The sequence below is a fragment of the Nostoc sp. PCC 7107 genome (assembly GCF_000316625.1).
Lineage (GTDB): Bacteria > Cyanobacteriota > Cyanobacteriia > Cyanobacteriales > Nostocaceae > Nostoc_B.
On record NC_019676.1, the window covers coordinates 2,684,105 to 2,702,841 of the forward strand.

The 18,737-nt window shown below is 39.3% G+C and carries 19 protein-coding genes and 1 pseudogene; 7 read left to right on the forward strand and 13 right to left on the reverse strand.

The genetic code is table 11. The annotated features are described in order from the left end of the window. Positions 1-133: 133 nt before the first annotated feature. Positions 134-1,600 (reverse strand): DUF4335 domain-containing protein, encoded by a 1,467-nt coding sequence (locus NOS7107_RS11355; protein ID WP_015113114.1) that lies wholly within the window; start codon positions 1,598-1,600, stop codon positions 134-136. After that, positions 1,597-2,223, reverse strand: coding sequence for a DUF3038 domain-containing protein (locus NOS7107_RS11360; protein WP_015113115.1), 627 nt, complete (start codon positions 2,221-2,223; stop codon positions 1,597-1,599). The genes NOS7107_RS11355 and NOS7107_RS11360 overlap by 4 nt, the downstream gene beginning before the upstream one ends. A gap of 332 nt (positions 2,224-2,555) precedes the next feature. Between NOS7107_RS11360 and NOS7107_RS11365 the strand changes: the two genes are divergently transcribed. The 3 genes from NOS7107_RS11365 to NOS7107_RS11375 all read left to right on the forward strand — a co-directional run bounded on the left by NOS7107_RS11365 (position 2,556) and on the right by NOS7107_RS11375 (position 4,751). Then, positions 2,556-3,074 carry an adenine phosphoribosyltransferase gene (locus tag NOS7107_RS11365; protein ID WP_015113116.1) on the forward strand — a complete coding sequence of 173 codons (519 nt, stop codon included), beginning with the start codon at positions 2,556-2,558 and terminating at the stop codon, positions 3,072-3,074. A gap of 250 nt (positions 3,075-3,324) precedes the next feature. Then, complete coding sequence (locus NOS7107_RS11370) at positions 3,325-4,365, forward strand: ABC transporter permease (RefSeq protein WP_015113117.1); 1,041 nt, start codon at positions 3,325-3,327, stop codon at positions 4,363-4,365. A 104-nt stretch (positions 4,366-4,469) separates the two neighbouring features. Continuing rightward, positions 4,470-4,751 carry a hypothetical protein gene (locus tag NOS7107_RS11375; RefSeq protein ID WP_015113118.1) on the forward strand — a complete coding sequence of 94 codons (282 nt, stop codon included), beginning with the start codon at positions 4,470-4,472 and terminating at the stop codon, positions 4,749-4,751. Between the two features lie 8 nt (positions 4,752-4,759). On the opposite strand, the gene lspA is transcribed toward NOS7107_RS11375, so the two are convergent. From lspA to cruF, 3 genes are all read right to left on the reverse strand, one after another. Continuing rightward, positions 4,760-5,233, reverse strand: a complete 474-nt coding sequence (gene lspA, locus NOS7107_RS11380; RefSeq protein ID WP_015113119.1) for a signal peptidase II — start codon at positions 5,231-5,233, stop codon at positions 4,760-4,762. 65 nt (positions 5,234-5,298) lie between these two features. Continuing rightward, positions 5,299-5,853: a biotin transporter BioY gene (locus NOS7107_RS11385; RefSeq protein WP_044500742.1), complete on the reverse strand. Its 555-nt coding sequence runs from the start codon at positions 5,851-5,853 to the stop codon at positions 5,299-5,301. A 255-nt stretch (positions 5,854-6,108) separates the two neighbouring features. Next, positions 6,109-7,020, reverse strand: coding sequence for a gamma-carotene 1'-hydroxylase CruF (cruF, locus tag NOS7107_RS11390; RefSeq protein WP_015113121.1), 912 nt, complete (start codon positions 7,018-7,020; stop codon positions 6,109-6,111). A gap of 333 nt (positions 7,021-7,353) precedes the next feature. Here cruF and NOS7107_RS11395 point away from each other — a divergent pair, with 333 nt between their 5' ends. Further along, the gene (locus NOS7107_RS11395) at positions 7,354-7,800 is read left to right on the forward strand and encodes a hypothetical protein (RefSeq protein WP_015113122.1); all 447 of its coding nucleotides are present in this window, start codon (positions 7,354-7,356) and stop codon (positions 7,798-7,800) included. 109 nt (positions 7,801-7,909) lie between these two features. Here NOS7107_RS11395 and rpmA read toward each other — a convergent pair whose 3' ends face one another. The 3 genes and pseudogenes from rpmA to NOS7107_RS27795 all read right to left on the reverse strand — a co-directional run. Continuing rightward, positions 7,910-8,191 carry a 50S ribosomal protein L27 gene (rpmA, locus tag NOS7107_RS11400; protein WP_015113123.1) on the reverse strand — a complete coding sequence of 94 codons (282 nt, stop codon included), beginning with the start codon at positions 8,189-8,191 and terminating at the stop codon, positions 7,910-7,912. 26 nt (positions 8,192-8,217) lie between these two features. Beyond that, positions 8,218-8,616, reverse strand: coding sequence for a 50S ribosomal protein L21 (rplU, locus tag NOS7107_RS11405; protein WP_015113124.1), 399 nt, complete (start codon positions 8,614-8,616; stop codon positions 8,218-8,220). A gap of 384 nt (positions 8,617-9,000) precedes the next feature. Beyond that, positions 9,001-9,369 (reverse strand): annotated as a pseudogene (locus NOS7107_RS27795) (hypothetical protein); the annotation flags it as partial. 192 nt (positions 9,370-9,561) lie between these two features. On the opposite strand from NOS7107_RS27795, the gene NOS7107_RS11410 reads away from it, so the two are divergent. Further along, positions 9,562-10,320: a YebC/PmpR family DNA-binding transcriptional regulator gene (locus NOS7107_RS11410; RefSeq protein WP_015113125.1), complete on the forward strand. Its 759-nt coding sequence runs from the start codon at positions 9,562-9,564 to the stop codon at positions 10,318-10,320. A gap of 233 nt (positions 10,321-10,553) precedes the next feature. On the opposite strand, the gene NOS7107_RS11415 is transcribed toward NOS7107_RS11410, so the two are convergent. From NOS7107_RS11415 to NOS7107_RS11425, 3 genes are all read right to left on the reverse strand, one after another. Beyond that, positions 10,554-11,747, reverse strand: coding sequence for a hypothetical protein (locus tag NOS7107_RS11415; protein ID WP_015113126.1), 1,194 nt, complete (start codon positions 11,745-11,747; stop codon positions 10,554-10,556). Positions 11,748-11,871: 124 nt separating this feature from the next. Beyond that, positions 11,872-13,509: a peroxidase family protein gene (locus tag NOS7107_RS11420; protein ID WP_015113127.1), complete on the reverse strand. Its 1,638-nt coding sequence runs from the start codon at positions 13,507-13,509 to the stop codon at positions 11,872-11,874. 75 nt (positions 13,510-13,584) lie between these two features. Continuing rightward, complete coding sequence (locus tag NOS7107_RS11425) at positions 13,585-14,595, reverse strand: DUF2235 domain-containing protein (protein ID WP_015113128.1); 1,011 nt, start codon at positions 14,593-14,595, stop codon at positions 13,585-13,587. A gap of 370 nt (positions 14,596-14,965) precedes the next feature. Here NOS7107_RS11425 and NOS7107_RS11430 point away from each other — a divergent pair, with 370 nt between their 5' ends. Then, the gene (locus tag NOS7107_RS11430) at positions 14,966-16,234 is read left to right on the forward strand and encodes an FAD-dependent hydroxylase (protein WP_015113129.1); all 1,269 of its coding nucleotides are present in this window, start codon (positions 14,966-14,968) and stop codon (positions 16,232-16,234) included. Here NOS7107_RS11430 and NOS7107_RS29690 read toward each other — a convergent pair. After that, positions 16,217-16,348, reverse strand: coding sequence for a hypothetical protein (locus NOS7107_RS29690; protein ID WP_301280998.1), 132 nt, complete (start codon positions 16,346-16,348; stop codon positions 16,217-16,219). The genes NOS7107_RS11430 and NOS7107_RS29690 overlap by 18 nt on opposite strands. A 114-nt stretch (positions 16,349-16,462) precedes the next feature. On the opposite strand from NOS7107_RS29690, the gene NOS7107_RS11435 reads away from it, so the two are divergent. Beyond that, on the forward strand, positions 16,463-17,116 hold the full coding sequence (locus NOS7107_RS11435; RefSeq protein ID WP_015113130.1) for a tetratricopeptide repeat protein: 654 nt from the start codon (positions 16,463-16,465) through the stop codon (positions 17,114-17,116). Positions 17,117-17,203: 87 nt separating this feature from the next. On the opposite strand, the gene NOS7107_RS11440 is transcribed toward NOS7107_RS11435, so the two are convergent. Next, positions 17,204-18,628 (reverse strand): hypothetical protein, encoded by a 1,425-nt coding sequence (locus tag NOS7107_RS11440; RefSeq protein ID WP_015113131.1) that lies wholly within the window; start codon positions 18,626-18,628, stop codon positions 17,204-17,206. Positions 18,629-18,737 lie beyond the last annotated feature (109 nt).

An 18,737-nucleotide genomic window follows, 5' to 3' on the forward strand; every position in this document is an offset into this window, starting at 1 on the left:
ACTTTTCCTAGATAGATTCGTAGTTCATTCTACTAGGGGATGACAATTGATCGCGATCGCCCAGATAGCTAAGACATCCGTAAAAGTCTCTTAACTCTGTAACCTATCCCCTATCCCCTATCCCCTACTATATCTACTGATACCCTTTCCAAGGAGTCACGTCTAGTTTGCCATCTGGATTAAACACTACTTGGAAATGAGCCAGCGGTTCTTGATTATTGGGCGCTGCGCCATTAGAACCATAAACAGTTTGAAACATACTTGGCAATGGTGTTTCCCGGAAATAATCGAAAGCAACCTGATTTAATGGTTCATAATCAGCAATCACGCCTTCTTTATTCACGGCGACTCGATAACGCAAATCTTTTGTGTAGGTGGGAGTACCTTTCCAATTTTGGCGAATTGTATTATATAGCTTTTGGTTTAAAGTTTTAACTGTATTAGCATCTGTAATTTTACTGCCAATTACCTGTGGTGTACTAGCGTAACCGCGCCAAGGACTAACTTGTAACACACCTTTGTTAGTAAAGACGACTTTAAATTGAGCTATTGGTTCATTAGTAATTACAGAACGTTTAGCCGGATTGTAAAGTACTTTGGGTAGTGGGGTTAACTCTATACCGTCATTTGACCCTTGATTAACCGCCTTATAACCAACGATCGCACCATCACCAGCCACACCTACACGATAAACTAAATCATCTTTGATTGCCGAACGGTTACTCCACGCGGGATCAAGTTGATTCCATACCTGACGATTCAAAACACGTAGTTGAGATGGGTCGGTGATTTCGGACACTGTATTTAACAGTGCTTCTAAATCTTTGGTCGGCGGTGTTGCTGCTGTCGTTGCTGGAGTCGGGTTGATAGTAGCAGCTATGGGTGTTGCACTAGCTAAGGGAGAGTTCACCGCTGAGGGTGTTGTAGTTGGAGTCGCCGCCGTAGCACTGGGTGTTGGTGTGGCGCTACTCTGCGTTTCTGGTTGTGGTTCTGGTGTCCGAATTTGGGGAGGTGGAATCAAACTAAAAGCAACAGCTGCAACTGCTACACTCGCAACTCCAATACTTGCTGGTACTGCTTGCTTGATGAGAATTTCATTAGCACTACCATAACGTCGAGCAACTGGTTGTAACTCTAATGATAATTCCGCTAAGGTTTGGGTATCAGCAAAAAACTGATCTACAGCTTCTACCAAATCAAATAACTGCACTGTGTTCAGATCAATTTGAATCGGTGATTTGGCCTGGTTAGCATTCGACTCCAAACCTTCTGTTATGCTTTCAGCATGAATAATTAGTCTATGGCGGTTATGGTCAATTTTTTGTAGTTCTACTAATTCCGAATCTTGGTTATGAGCTTGGGGATTCTGCACATTACTTAAAAATTCTTGGGCGTAGCCACTCACTGCCCTGACCAAACTTTCAAAAAATTCTCGGCCTCCAACCAGAGGCTGCTTATAACCAGATATATAGCATTCTACATTTACCAATATTGATAATTCTGGGCGTAGCTCTTGTAAATGTGCTGCCCTCGAAGCATCACTTAAACCCTCTAAAAGCAATGTACAGTTAGGTAAACTGTACTTCCGTTGAATATTCATTCCACTTCACCGTCAAAAAGACTAATCCAGAACCGCTGCATTCCGGCCGTACCAGTACAAAATAGTAGTTTTTCTAACAAATTAATAGCTAACTCATCTAATTTCTCATCAGAAGTTAAGGCTAGTAAACCAGAACGACGGGCGTTCATTCTACTTTTAAAATGCGCTCGAAAGCGTTCTAAATAGTTAGATAAACGCAAATTTTGTTCTAGAGGTATCTGCTTGTCATTCATTTGTTGATATATCATAAGCATTTGGCGAATGACAACAGTTAACCGCCGCGCAATGTAGCAAGCAATGACTACTAAAGCCTTTGCTTCCATAATAGTTAAAGGTCGGCGGATATTTGCTCGGCGCATCGGGTTAGAGCTACGCATCCGCCATAAATTCACCCGATTTTTAATAATCTCTTTTAAATCTAGTTCTTCAGCAAAAGCCAAAATTGCTTCGGAACCACCTAGTTCTAAAGCTTCAATGGCCAATAAGATGAGGTCGATTTGTAACCTGGTTCTGGGCGGACATCCTTGTCCTGCGATCGCCGGATCTGGTAAGGTATCCAGAATCATTGGCGTTGATGCAGGTGCGGGACTGTTGAACGGCGTTAAGCTCGCGGAGACATTCATTCGATAAATTACCTTGTGCGCTTCCAACAGACTAGATACAACTAGTACAACTAAATTTAAGATAAGTAGCCAAAAAATAACATTAAACTTGTGGCAGTAGCCATAATACTTGACGTATACATGACTTAACTTGTTCTACGGCAAAGTTTGCATATACTTATAATTTCAGTTTTTCCAGCATCAGTTCACCTTCTTTGATTAAGTACCAGTCCATATTTAAGCTTGGTGTAGATTCTCACTATCGTCAATGGATGATGATACTAGAGCCTCAAATCCAGCGTATGACATTATAGTGTACGATTTTTCCAGTCTGACCTACTCCTTCACTGTTTATGGATTTAAAATCTCTAGTTCGTGACATCCCAGATTTTCCCAAACCTGGCATTTTATTTCGAGATATTACTACTCTACTGCGTAATCCAGAAGGACTGCGATATACTATTGACTTTTTTGCCCAAAAATGTAATGAAGCTAAATTTCAAGCAGATTATGTGATTGGGATGGAATCGCGGGGATTTATTTTTGGCACTCCTCTAGCTTATAAATTAGGGGCTGGGTTTATTCCTGTGCGGAAAAAAGGTAAGTTACCCGCCGCCGTTCACTCTATTGAATATCAATTAGAGTATGGTACTGACTGCTTGGAAATGCACCAAGACGCATTGCATCCAGGGAGCCGAGTTTTAATTGTAGATGATTTGATTGCTACAGGTGGCACAGCTAGTGCTACAGCCAAGTTAGTCCAACAGCTTGACTGCGAACTAGTAGGTTTTGGGTTTATTATCGAACTACGAGATTTACAAGGGCGGAAAAATCTCCCAGATGTGCCGATTATCTCGTTAATTGAATATTAGTCAACCAATTTTAGATTTTGAATTTTGGATTGATCCATAACCAATCTAAAATCAGTAATCTACAATCTTAAATTGCTACAGTTAATTGTCATTGGTCATCTGAGAATGGACAAATAATCAAGGATAAATGATTTCTTGATGGTGCCAGCCTCTAGATTCGTCTGAAGAATCAATTGACAATACTCAATTTTAATTCCCAAGTTCAGCGTTTCACTATGGGTTCAGTTCAAAATCTAAAATCTAAAATTGTATGACCGCTACAAAAATTTCTTTGGAGACAAGTCGAGATTGGCTAATTAGGCTAATCACGAGTGAAACTTTTATTTATGTGTTGAAGCGGATATTGCAAGCGTTGTTTACCTTATTGTTGGCATCAGCGCTGTCGTTTTTCATCATCAAATTGTCTCCTGGGGATTATGTAGATACCCTCCGACAAAATCCCAAAATTTCGCCAGAACGCATCGAGGAAGTTAGAAGACAGTTTGGTCTAGATAAATCTTGGCCTGAGCAATATTTCTTGTGGTTGTGGCGGATATTTACCAAAGGAGATTTTGGTACAAGTTTTGTTTACCAACGTTCTGTAGCTTCGCTGTTGTGGGAGAGAGTACCTGCAACGTTACTACTCGCGATCGCTTCTTTAATTGTGACATGGGCGATCGCAATTCCTTTGGGCATCATCGCTGCGGTGAAGCAAAATCGAGCTACAGACCGCATATTGCAGGTGATTAGCTACGCCGGACAAGGATTTCCCAGTTTCATCACCGCCCTATTTTTATTAATATTCGCCCAATTTACCTCACCTTTCTTTCCCGTCGGCAGCATGACAAGCATCAATCATGCTGATTTATCTTGGTTTGGTAAAATTATTGATATCGGCTGGCACATGATTTTACCCACCCTTGCCTTAAGTATCACCAGTTTTGCTGGTTTACAACGCATTACTCGTGGAGAATTATTAGACGTACTACGTCAAGATTATATTCAAACTGCCCGCGCCAAAGGACTGCCAGAAAATCGCGTCATTTACGTTCATGCCCTTCGCAATGCTATTAACCCCCTAATTACTTTGCTAGGTTTTGAGTTAGCCAGTTTATTAGGTGGTGCATTCATCGCCGAACAGTTCTTTAACTGGCCAGGTTTAGGAAGATTAACCTTACAGGCGGTTATCGCTAAAGACCAGTATTTAGTCATGGCGAGTCTGGTTATGAGTGCTGTGCTGTTGAATGTGGGTAACTTATTCGCAGATTTAATGTTAAAAGTCGCTGATCCTCGCATTCGTCTCGATGCTTAATTATTTACTGGACTAATGACCATTGTCATTAGTCCATTTAGTTATCTGCTGAAGTGTGTTGTATATTTCACACTTCATACTTCATACTTCACACTTCACTCAATATGCTTTCCGACGTTTATTATCTACTGCGTGTAAAAGCTGATGGTCGTTATCTGACAGCGCGTCCCAACGCTGAAGAATCAGGTTATGTTTTGCTGTTTCGAGAAAACTTTGATGCTCTAAGCTATCTCAACACTCATGCAGCAGATGTAGCAAATCGCTTTGCTGTAGAATCTCTACCAGGAAACCAACTCAGTAGCTTGCTCAAACGTTGGGGGTTTGTTGGTGTAGCTATTGTGACAGATCCTTTATTACCGCAAGTAGAGTTTTTACAGCATAGTTGAACTCTGTTTCACCTTCTGTGGTGGGGAGTTGGTTTTTTTTGGAACGAAGCTATCAGCAAACAAACAATACCAATACTGATAAATGAATCGGCGATGTTAAATACAGCAAAATTAATTAAGCGAAAATCCAGGAAATCTACTACATAACCTAAAACAAAGCGATCGATGCCATTACCCATCGCCCCACCCAAAATTAAACCATACCCTAACTGATCCCAACGACTTAGTATCGAGCCAAATAGACCCAAGGCTATCAAGCCTAAACTGACTCCCAAAGATAACCAGCGTAACCACTCTACTTTCCCACTGAGTAAGCTAAAAGCGGCACCAGTGTTAGTCACATAAGTAAAGTGAAATACCTCTGGTATCAGTGGGAATGTTTCTCCCAATTTAAAGGTTTGCACTACCCAATATTTAGTCAGTTGATCTAAGAAAAAAGCGATAAAAGCAGCAATCCAAAACAGGCGATTTTGTAGAATCATGGTGTGTTAGTCAGTTGGTCAAAAGTCAAAAGTCAAAAGTCAGTCTATTGACAATGGACTAATAACTAATAAAACATTAAATGACGTAATAAATAAGCTATTGAAGTAACGGCACAGACTACAGCTAATTGTCCTGGTACTGCAAACCAAGAGTATTTCAAGATTGCTTGGATTAAAGATAAATTTTCTGTACCTTGCCACCGAAGAAAGTAACTAATAGTCAAATAAGTAATACCGCACAAGTGAATCGTTAACAAGCCACAAATACAACTAAATGCCAACGATTCTAGTTTTGGTCTGGCTTGAAAAGCCAAAAATCCACAAATCCATGCTCCAGGAACAAAGCCTAACAAATAGCCAAACTGAGAAAGCCTGACATAACCAAGACCTCCACCGTCGGAGAATACAGGAAGTAAGGTTAAACCCATAACCAAGTAGGCAATTTGCGAGAGAGCGCCAGCATTTTGACCTCCCAAACAACCTACAAGTAACACTGCACCAATTTGAAAGGTGACACCTAAAGAAAAAGTTTGAATTCCATGTTGAGTCCAACTCCAAGGCAAGGTGATACTATATGCTTCCAGAAATGTACCACCCATTGTCAGGAGTAAGCCAATCATAGACCATAATAATTGAACAGTTCCCACAATATCTGTACTTTCAGTGGTTAATCTCTTTAATATGCTCGAAAGATGTAATTTTTAGATTTTAGTTGTACTAACTGGGAATATTTTTATCCTCAATAACTATACTTAATCAGATTCAGATACCCGACTTCTTAAAGAAGTCGGGTATCTTTTTGTTCATGTATAATTTAGGGCTATTGGGTACTAAGGAAGATTTACCCATCTTCCCTTACTTTTTGCAAGTTTGTGCTACTTCAAAGCAACTTTGACGCTGGCCACGGAAACTTCTTGAGTTGCGGCTGGCTCAATGGTAACTTGAGTAGTTGCAGCTGATGCTTTCCACCACAAGGTAATAGCAGGAGTCACACCTAATACTAAACCGAGTAATACAGGAATGGAGAATCCCGCAGCCAAGCTCATAACTGTAGCAAAAGCAAAGTTACCTAAATAGACTCCTAAAGGTAAATTAAGTTGCGATCGCTCAAATTTAATTGGCTGGTTTTTCCACAATAAAGCTGATACTGTCATGAAGACTGCACCAGTACCTAACCAACCGGCAAAGTTTTGATAAGGCATTCCAAAGAAAGCACCCGGTTGCTGCCAATACCAGAAAGGTAAAGTAGTTTGACTCATGGCTGGGTCAAGTACAAAATCCCAGGAGGTCAGCAGCAAAGAACCTAAGCTAATCGCGCCAATATGTCGCCACAAGCTCGGTTTTGTATCTACTTCCAAACCTGCACGGGCTAACAAGTAAGATACACAACCTAAATAAAACCAAGATAAGGGAATTGTAAACGGCACTAAACCAGCAATTTTATAACCCAAGCCACTTAAATAGTGGTAGTGACCAAAAGGAAAGCCTGTGCTAGTTCCTAAAAGTTCACTGGTTAAAGAAATTAATACAGCAGGCAGCAGAAATGCCAAAGTACGACCCACACCTAATGTCCGCGAGGCATACAACAATACGGCTGCTGCACCCAAAATCATATAAACTACACCGCCACCAGCCATACTCCACTGCATGGCAGTTTGTCCAAATTCAGACAAGTTCAAAATGAGTTCGGCATTGGGTACAACCAATAATATCCCTACTAACCCAAACACCATTGACACAATATGACCGATGAGGCTTACGCGCTCAGCGACAACAAGTTGTTTCATGACAATTCCTTCATCCAGATGTGATACTTTGCTACTCTGCTGCTAACAGTTTACAAATGTTTACGAAAATATTTAACTAGTTTGTACCGTAATTGTTTGTAAATTTATAGAATTTGCCTAACAGCCTATTGATTACGTCTTGTAAAAATAGGATGATAAACATATAGTCTAAGTCATTCTTGTCAAAATATACTCAACTCAAGCTCGCTTTCTTGTAAGGCGCGATCGCCTTTACTCCCAGCAGTATCAAGGCTCCTACAAGTAAGCTCAAGTCTTTAGTAATTGAAAATTTATTAAAAAATCACTTTACTTAATTCATGACAAAATCAACCCATGTCAATTTTCAAAAGACTTCCTTGGACATCCTTATTACTAGTACTGGTTAGTTATACTACCCTAGGCTGGGTGTTATCTGAATCACGTATGCCTTGGCCTCTCTGGATAGTAGTGGTACTTGGTGTATTGATTTTGTTAGCAAGTTTAGCTGTTCCCTTTTTAGCGATGGCTAACTATTCTAGTGTATTTTTTGAGTCAAGTACTAGAACTTTTTTAATTGCCATCTGCGGGGCATTTTTGTTCTTCCTGATGGTTGCTTGGTTTCGACTCTTTCTCGATACGTTATTAATTATTTCTGCGGCAATATTAGCAAAAATTGATTTTCATACAGCAGGATTTAAAGGCAGGTCAGCGTTCTTAATTACATCCTTATTTTCATTGACAGGTATAGCTTGCGGTGCAGTTCTCCACGAGGAATTATCAATACATACATCCATCTGGTAAGTAGAAACGCAAGACCTAAAGCTCTGATAAATAGTAAAAATGAGGGTTGGTAACTTCCACCCTCATTTTATTCCGAACGTTCTGGGTAATAAATCAAATTCCCAGATTTTTAGCTGGCTACTGCTTCAACCGCAGCAGCAACTGGATAAATGCTGACTTTTTTGCGAGATTTACCTTTTCTCTCAAAGGTAACAACACCATCAACTAAGGCAAACAAGGTGTCATCGCTACCGATACCAACATTGTTGCCAGGATGGAATTTAGTACCGCGTTGACGTACAAGAATATTGCCCGCACGAACAACTTGACCACCAAAACGCTTTACACCCAGACGTTGAGCATTAGAATCACGACCGTTACGTGTACTACCTGTTCCTTTCTTATGAGCCATAGTTTCCTTTTATGCTTATTTTTCTATTATTCAGCAGTGCTTTCCTCAGGGGAAGTATCAGCCGCACTAATTTCATCTGTTGCAGTTTCTGAAGCTGCAAATACTTCACCGTTTAGAGTGATGGAATTAATCAAAAGTCTGGTAATTTCTTGACGATGACCCCGTTTTTTGCGGGTTTTCTTCTTCGGCTTCATTTTGTATACTAGGACTTTGCGACCTCTGAGATGCCGCAATACTGTCCCTTCTACAGTTGCCCCTGTTACCAGAGGCTGTCCGATGCTGAGTCCACCATCATGGTGTACTAGTAGTACTGAATTTATTGTAACTTTTTCGTCTGGTTGAGCAGTCAGCAGTTCAATATCGTAAAAACGACCTGGCTCAACTCTTAATTGTTTGCCACCAGTTTCAATAATTGCGTAGGTCATGAAAATTGTCCTTAGAGTTGCCGTACAGGTAGCTAACTAAAATCTCTTGCAGAGAAAGCGATATACCTGAGCTTGATTAATCGCTGTGGTTAGCTTTTGTGATGTGTCTACCTGATCCGAGCAGGAATAAGACAGACAATCTAAAATTGTATTTTATTAACCAGACTAAAGTCAATATCTAATGAGAAGTAAAACTATTGAGTCGTAAACTGATTAAATTTACAGATTATTTTTTTCAGATCTGCGTAATCTTTGCAAATTCGACTGAAGTTAATAGTGACACAGAACAGCACCAACAAATCTGAGCAGTAGATGTCACTGCTCGGATTTTTCCCTTGTGTATGAATATTTTTGGTTTTATTTGAAGATTAAATCTAAACGCCATAGCAAGGGGTCTGTTTCATAGCCTCGTTCTGGGCTAGATAACATTGTGGAACCGTCTGTAATTAAATTACGCCAAAATTGTAAAGCTGCGATCGCTGATTTTCGGTTAATCTCACACCTGCGGGATTTTGGGCATCACCACTCACCAATTCACCGCCACCACTCCACATGAATGGCAACATGGGTTTGGTTAAATTTATCTACCAGCTTTTGCAATACATCTCGATTTGGTGGTGGATTCACACCATGCCATAAACTTAGATGAGTGACCTTACCTGCTTCGACTCTAGAACGCAGAGTTTGACACCCGCTTACAGCAACTATTCCTATGAGCAGTAATAGGAGTGATTGCTTAAAATATTGTGGCAATTTCTTTTTTCTGCGTCTAAATGTGCAAATAGTAAACAAAAATTGCTGGAGAAGATGAATCATTAATCTAACAGGGAATAGCAACTCATGAAGAATGAAAGTTAAATTTTGATACTTCACACTTCATACTTCACACTTCACACTTTCCTTGTATATTCTAATCTTTGGAGAGAACATAAATAGTTTCAAATTATGGCAGGTCATAGTAAATGGGCTAATATTAAGCGCCAAAAGGCTGTAGTGGATGCCAAAAGAGGAAAGACTTTCACTCAGTTATCGCGGGCGATTATTTTGGCGGCAAGAAATGGTGTCCCAGACCCAACCGGGAATTTTCAACTACGCACAGCAATTGAAAAAGCAAAGGCAGCGGGTATCCCCAATGATAATATTGAGCGAGCGATCGCTAAAGGTGCAGGTACATTTAGTGGCGATAATCATAGTCTGGAAGAAATTCGCTACGAAGGTTATGGCCCTTGTGGTGTGGCAATTTTAATTGAAGCCCTCACTGATAATCGCAATCGCACTGCGGCTGATTTACGGGTGGCTTTTAGTAAAAATGGTGGAAATTTGGGTGAGATTGGTTGCGTTAGCTGGATGTTTGACCAAAAAGGCGTGTGTATTGTGCAAGGTGTGGTTGATGAAGACCAACTTTTAGAAGCATCTTTAGAAGGTGGCGCTGAGTCGTATGAAATGACGGAAGATGAGACGGCGGAAGTACTGACTGAAGTCGCTAATTTAGAAATTCTCAACCAAACCCTCAAAGACAAGGGTTTTAAAGTCACTGATGCCGAATTGCGCTGGATTCCCAGTAATAATGTAGAGGTGATAGACTCAGACCAGGCGCGATCGCTACTCAAGTTAATTGATACTCTAGAAGGTTTAGATGATGTGCAGAATGTCACATCTAATTTTGATATGTCAGAACAGTTATTGGCTGTGAGTGTTGTTTAAGGACATAGCTGTAGTCACATAGACAGGACTTACGCACAGGCTACGGAAAATCGAACCACAGAGACGCAGAGGTCACGGAGAAATGAGAGTTTGAGAGGTATTTTGCGTAAGTCCTAATAGATTCAGACATTCTAAAAAAGTGAATGCCAGAAACAGTAATGTTTTTAACTTCTGTTTCCAGCTTTCTGCTATGTATATAAATTTAGCCAAACCCAAATACTCATGAGACTGACTTAATATTTCGTCTCAACACTTGGCTCTTGATATTTGACTCCTCGTTTACTATGACGAGACTGAGCAACAATAGAATAAACAGTGTAGCGTAACCGATTAATCGCACCGACAGGACGATGTACTGCTAAACCATTCCCTGGAGAAAAACTGAGATTTTCCCCAAAGTCATTTTCTAAGGGAGAATCAACTTTCTGATGCTTCACTGTCAGACGGCCAATTGTCAAAAAAGGTGATTCTGCTTCATTCCAGGGAATAGTGGAATCATCAACTGACATCTCTGGTTTAGTTTGGAATTGGATTTGAAAGTCCCAAGCGTATTCAACATCAGGCTTGGCTAAAGCTTGAATGATATCTTCTCGGTAGTAGTTGTCCTCTGCACCTGAAGCTTTGACACGCTGAAGTTCAGTTTCTGGTCTGGACTCTAGAGGAAGTGGTTGATGAGGTGCTTGAGTGGAGACGGGAGTAAATCCATATTTAATCACAGCTGGATATTCCACCGGAACTCGACCTGGTTGGGATGGGTCAAAATCAGATTTGAGTCCCACTGAATAGGCCGAAGCACTCCAATAGCGTTCGGTTAGTAAACTTTTAGGAAAACGTTTGAAACTAGTTTGTAAAAGATTTGATTCGTAGGGATGTAACTTTAGCCATAACAGCACCAACAACTTAAAAAGCGGAAATAAACCTGCTCGATAAATCGCCAAAAAAAAGCCGTAGAAATCTTTAATAGTTCTGACAAAAAAGAGTTCGGTATTGTGGACAATAATATCGTGGGTTTTTAACTCGTGACTTTGCGGTAATCTTTCTCCTTCTACCCCAATGATTTTAACTGCCATAGAGCGCGTATCGCCTTCATAATCATTTTTGACTGAGAATGCACCACTAGCAAATCGTAACCAAACTGGATATTGTTTTGCTTTGGCAAATAAACCTTGTTTGAGGGAAATTCCTTGAATTTGAGCTTCAGTTAAGGAAGTACGTTGACGCAATTCTTGTTTAATTGCAGCTTCATCAAAGTCAAAAATTTCTAAAGTACCTTGAATAGCAGCATGGGTTTTAGAGTGAGTATCTCGCTTGGCAATTTTTTGCTTCTCACCCTTGTAAAGATTATCCATGTTTTTTTTAACTAGCTCACTCATAAGAGCGCAATATTTTGCTTCGTCTTGTTCTGGATATTCTGTAAATAGGTTCATTTTTCAACAAATAGAATAATTGTGGCGAGATATTTTTTAACTAATAAAACACGAGAGCTTCAGAACCCCGACTTCTCAAAGAAGTCGGGGTTCTTGCTGTCCTTATCAATCACACTCAAATCAGCTATTCCTTGTGCAATTCAAAAGTAACTTTGTACTTCTTGTCTGATGCAGGAACGTTGCGATTAACTAAATCTGAAACAGTGTTTGTAGTTTGGTAGATTTCCCAACCTATAGGTGAAAGAGTATCTTTATTGAAGATTTTAGGTGATAGCAAAGGATTTGTTAGCGCCTGAGAAAAGGCATCAATCCCAATTAAACGTGCTACTAACGGAGGGATAGTTGAATTTTGCCGCACATCTTCAGAGTAGAGTCCGACAAAAAACTCAATATTATCAACATGACCATAGAATTCTTTGAGTTTTTGTTGAGTAAATTCATCTCCAGTAATTTGGTCAAAACTGGTAACTCTAGGGAAACCACACAATTCTCGATAATCGTTGTAACTGGCTAATTGCAGTTGTCTTCCTAGTTTAATAGAAGGTAATTCAGCTAAGTCAACTAGTATATTAGGAGTGTTGAATAAACCAATTCTTGTCCCTGCTTGAGAACAAGTTTCTTCCATCAATGCTCCTAAACCTTGGTCAATTAAGATTTTATTATTCCAGAGAGTGTCTGCAACATGAGTGGGTTTACCGTTACAGTTAAATGTTTCAGGAATTGCACTATGCCAACGATAAACAAAATCAAATTCAATTGCCATGTGATTGGTACGATACCAACTTTCTTTTGTAAAAGCTTCAGGATCAGCAAATAGCTTAAAGTGATAAGGAGTGATGTGGTTAATGTACTCTTCCATAATAATTTTGAGAATAATTGCCATGAGAATATTTCTCGAAGTTTGGAAGAGACGTTCATCATCCCAATCTGGATAATTACTAGCTAATACATCACACAGACGATTATGTTCTCGCAGACAGAGAGTATTGAGCATGACATAGCCAATTTGTACATTTGCTCGTTCTACTCCCATCGCAAAAAGATATTGTTTTTTATCTGCTGGCTGTCTTTTTTCATCATTAACAGGTTCATAAAGACCAGCAAATTGTGGGTCAACTATACCCTGGGCTGGATCAGCATAATAAAATAGAGGATATTCTTCTTCTACACCATCTTGGCGTTTGAGTTTTTGAGTTTTGAATTTACCGCCTTGAAAGCTTCTTAAAAGGTGTGTTTGTTTTCTGGTTAAACCATAAACATTACATAAATCAATTTCATGATTGGATGTATTTTTTAATTTATTAGTGTGATCTAGACGGAGAAAACTATCGGTAAACCACTGTACCCAATAGGGAAACAGCATAGTTGATTTGCTAGAGTAAATTGTTTTACCGTCTCTTTTACGGAATAAAATCGCTAGGTCTTCAACTTTTGGAAGATTCCCCTCGGCGTTTAATTTGGGATTAGGTGGTAGATGTCTTCCGGTATAAGTGCGATCGTTGAGTGAATCCCAGGAAGTATAAGTATCAGTTTTTTTCTTTTTGTCTGTATCAGGAATATGCTCATCTAGTGTCATCGTGCTGTAAGGATTGGGACGAGTAGGAATTTTGTAGATGAGACTATTGAGCAACGCTTTGTTAACTTTACGTTTGAGAGATTCATTGCTTTGGATTAATTGCCAAAGCCCTTTAAAGTTAGTTAAAACTAATGTTTGAATTTTGTTATTTAAACCATCTCTAGATGTGTCTCTTTTACCAGCCATAATAATTACCTCTGTATTGATTGAATTTAGAATTTATTACTTGTAGCGATCGCCAAAAAATTTCCTGATCTGGTATTAATCCAATAATTTGGAAATAATTGTTTTTAAATTTTTCGGTCTATAGTCCTTGCGACCTTTTAGGCGGTTGATTGCACTGTCATGAATATCTTCAATAGCGTCACCAACCTCACGCAGCTTGATTCCTGCTAATTTAAAGAACCCAGGATCATTCTTAAACTCACATTCATAATTGGGGTTGATACCTGTGGGAATTACGCTTGGATCAAAATCCAACCCCAATCCTAAATCACCAACAGAATCAATCATCCACTGTAAGGCTGCATCGGATAAGCCGCTGTGTTCTTCAGTTCCACCACCAACGCAACCATGTTCACCAGGAAACCACTTTTGAACCACTCTTTGGTTTTTAGCTTCAGGATGGGGTTTCATTGGCGTTACATCAAAGATTTCCCGGATTTCGTCGATCGCCATTGCGTGGATCGCATTCTGGATATCTTTGTTTAAAGTAGTGTCATGAAATCTGTAGCGTTGATTAAGTTGGTCGTGAAACTTTTTGAAGACGGCTAACCCAGGAATACCCAGCGCTCCCACGGTGTCAAAACAACCAATCAAGGTGATGGGAACTCTTTCTCCGTATGTGTTTCGATATTCTACTGCTTCTTTATCTTTAGGCCTGACATTTCGTTTGCGATAAAGCTCGTAAGCTTCGTGTGCTTTGGTGATATGCGGTCGGTCTAGCAAACCTGAACAATAGATCATTCCTGCTAAACTTCTAACTGTATAAGCACCACGACTAAAGCCAAATAAATAAATTTCATCACCAGGAACATAGTTGAGAACCAGAAACCGATAGCCATCTTCAATATTTTTATCGATTCCTAATCCTGTAGCTCCTCCTAAAACCTTTTGACTATCAGTGCCAATTCCTTCATCATAAAATACAATCTGGGTAACTCCATCTTGAGCAATTGGTTTTACAGATTGAGCTAGTTTCACTACATTACTTGGATATGGACTAGCTAACTGTTGCCAAGTTCCATCACAACAAATAACAAGACGTTTCATTGTTCTGTTTTAAAGTTTTTGAGTGGTTTGAGAAAGCAGAACAAAAAATGTCACAATTTGGCTTATATTTATCAGCCAAATCAAGACTCTTTTTGAGACATGGTAATTATGTTTTTTTAGTATTTAAATTGCCATACGTTAGACTACAAACACTTAATTAATCAAGCAAGTATTTGTACAATAAGTTTACTTTCTGGTTATTTTTGAGGACAGTTAAGACAGTTAAGACATTTAAGGCAATAAAAATAGTTAAAAAAGTTAATCAAATACTTGAGTATGTTGATGGAATCAGAAACTTCGCTGATCAACTTGCCCTATCAGGGGCGATCGCGTAAGAATAATATTTAAGATGGCTTAATTTCTCTTAACAATGGCGCTAACCCAACCTACTCAAACTCTTTCTCCTCAGCAACCCGCAGCAGACAAACGGGGATACGACTATGATTTGGTAATTGTCGGCGGTGGAATCGTTGGGTTAACCCTAGCCGCTGCTTTAAAAGACTCTGGCTTGAATATTCTGCTAATTGAAGCCAAGGTAACATCAGCATCCGTGGCTAAAGGCCAAGCGTATGCAGTCCATTTGCTTTCGGCGCTGATTTACCAAGGTATTGGAGTTTGGGACAAAATCTTACCCCAAATTGCCAAATACCGCCATGTGCGGCTTTCGGATGCTGATTATCCTGATGTGGTGGAATTTGCAACGGCTGATCTTGCTAAAGACACACCAGAGTTAGGTTACGTTGCTGAACACCAAGCTTTGTTGCAGCCTTTGCAGGAATTTGTGCAGAAATGTCCCAATGTGAATTATCTGTGTCCGGCGGAAGTAGTTGATACGCAACATCAGCAGGATATAGTGGCAATTGATATCAAGATTTCTGAGCAGATATATACAGTCCGCAGTAAATTACTGGTAGCGGCTGATGGATCGAGATCGCCTATTCGCCAAGCTGCGGGAATTAAAACTCATGGCTGGAAATATTGGCAATCTTGTATAGTTGCTTTTGTCAAACCAGAAAAGCCCCACAACGATACAGCTTACGAAAGATTTTGGCCTAGCGGCCCGTTTGCGATTTTACCTTTACCAGGGAACCGTTGCCGCATTGTCTGGACAGCCCCGCATGAAGAAGCAAAAGCTTTGTGTGCTTTGGACGATGAGCAATTTTTGGCAGAATTAAGCCGCCGTTACGGTGATCAGATGGGCAAATTGGAATTATTAGGCGATCGCTTCGTCTTCCCAGTTCAACTCATGCAAAGCGATCGTTATGTCCTCCCCCGTTTGGCGTTAGTTGGTGATGCAGCCCATAACTGTCATCCCGTTGGTGGACAAGGTTTAAACCTCGGTATTCGAGATGCAGCAGCACTGGCGCAAGTTATCCAAACAGCCCAGACTAAAGGCGAAGATATCGGAAAAATTCAAGTTCTCAAACGCTATGAACGCTGGCGGAAACTGGAAAACCTGACAATTTTAGGTTTCACTGATTTATTAGACCGGATGTTTTCTAACCGAATCTTACCCTTAGTTGTGTTGCGGCGTTTAGGTTTATGGTTAATGCAGCGGGTTCCAATATTAAAGGTATTTGCCTTAAAATTAATGATTGGCTTAAAGGGGCGGACTCCGCAATTAGCACAACGGTTTTAGAAATTCAACGACAGATTTTGTCGTTGCGATCGCCTGCATAGCTGCATCCTTATCTGTGGCGGTCAAGTTAGTACTAGTGCAATTTTCTGCAATATTTACTACAACTTTGTACATTCTAAATCTCAGTATACTTAAAGTTGTCGAGCGATCGCTAATCTCTAAGGGAACGTTAGATCATGCACTTCCATCTATGATAAGGATCAGGACATTATTGAGGAGTTGAGGGCAATGAAGATTCTACCTATTAGTAGCATGATCCTAAGTCTAATAGCTGCAATTGGTGGATCACCATTAGTGTTAGCAGTTCCCACAAAAGTTGCATTATATGGGAACACACAAATTGCTGAAAAACAACCACAACAACTAGCGCAACTTTCAGGTGAAGGTGATTCAGAGCGATCGCAACTAGTACAACAAGCGAATGCTTTATATAATCAAGGAGATTTAACAGGTGCCGAAAAAATCCTACGTAGATTAATTAAAAAATATCCTGAAGATGCTTTTGGACATTTTCAACTAGGCAATGTACTTCTCCGCCAAAAACAACCCGAACCAGCAATTACATCATATCAAGAAGCTATTCGCCTCAAGCCAAAATATGCTTTAGCTTACAATGCACTCGGTGTTGTTTATGCAACTCAAGACCGCTGGGATGATGCTATTAGTCAATATCGTAAAGCCTTAGAAATAAATGCTAATTATGGCGAAGCAATGACTAATTTAGGACAGGCGCTATGGCAACTTAATAAAAAAGATGAGGCAGTTGCTTCTCTAGAAAAAGCTTTAAATATTTTTAAAACCCAAAGTAGAAATGATAAAGTTTATCAAATTCAACAAATGTTAAAACAAATCAGAACTGCTGATGATCCTAGTGTGTCTTGAATATCACTAAAGAGACAAATTAAGGTAGATAGAATACCTGGTAGGGTGTTTTGCTACAGTTGGATTCACCCTACATTCCTACTTATTTTACCAAATTATTTTCCGCATATTATCAACTTTCTTTTTTAAATCTGATTGCTCTTTCAATCTGTGCATTGGCCCTTGGTAATTTCCAATTTCATTTATTAGTTCTTTGATTGCTGGAGCAGAAACTTGGTTCTTCATCATTTGTAAAAGCTCCTTATACTTTGTTTGACATAAACTATGCTGAAGTTTACTGGCTATTAATGTGTTATTGAAAGATAACATTGCCATAACAGCTTGAGTTTGATTCAGTCGCTCAAGAAGAGAGCGATAAATAACGTCAGCATTGTGAGATATTCCATGTCCATTAGTCAAAAAAACTTCTACTAGACTTAAAACATATTTTTCACGTACCTGAAGTGGGATTTCTCCTCTATCGTTAATAAGTGTTTCTAGCGCTTTAGCAAATGGCGGTTCATTATCAAAGTTATTCCATCCCCTATGAGCATTCAATAAATTATCTACAGCACTATCTATTTCTGCCGATAGAAGAGTTTCAGGAATATATGATTTGCCTGAAACCATGTCTAGGAAATCAAGCGCAAGCCTTGCCTCTGTTTGATCATTATTTGCAACGAACCTGCCATACTTAATCCCAAACTGTTGACGTGCTTGCTCATCTACTCTATTCCATAAATAAGGTATCAGTCTATGTAGATTTTGCCTTGTTTGTGTTGTTGTATCTAAACGCGTATATATGCCGAACAATCCTGATGCTAAATTATTAGTTTGCTCTTGATTAAGCTCTAAAAAAAATGCTGCAATTTGTTTAGCCTCTGAGTCAGAAATATTATTCTTTTTAATGTTCTTGAGAAACTTTTGTATTTCTATTGTTCCATTGGACAAAGGCAAAGATATAACTTCTATAATACAGGTTTCTAACCATGATATAAGTTGTAGTCCTGTAATTTCATTCTGATTTGGATGGGCAGCGCTTACCCAATTCCGCATATATCTGATAGTATCTAAATGCTTGTATCCAATTTCTGAAATCAATCCTATCTTTTTAGCTCCTTCAATTAATTCACTATCATTGACTTTAACTAGATCATCTTCTGAATTAAGATTTTTACGTTTTTCTGGACTATTTACAGCATTATCATAGAAATAGGAAATATCGTATTGAGATACTCGCTTTCTTAACTCTAAAATTGTTTCATCCCATAAGTAATTTAAGGCTGCATCAAATAAACCTGACGCTACAGCAGCAATATATTTAGATATATACACAGAACGTGGCTTTTGCTCATCATTAATCTTTGATATTACATCAGCTATATTCTTAAAAACATTTACACGCTCTGTTACTGAAACTAATACAGAGTCAGTTGGTAAGCCCTGTTCTGCTAAGAAATCTAACAAATTAGCTTCAATGTTTTTTAACTGTGAACCATAATTTTGCTGTGTAACTATTTTAGAAGAATCCATTTGCTTAATCACGGATAGATTTGCAATTGTATTATACAAGTAGCATATAGTGAAAAGTTATTTTTAACAGTCTGCACAATCATTAATTTAAAATGAAACTCAGACACAC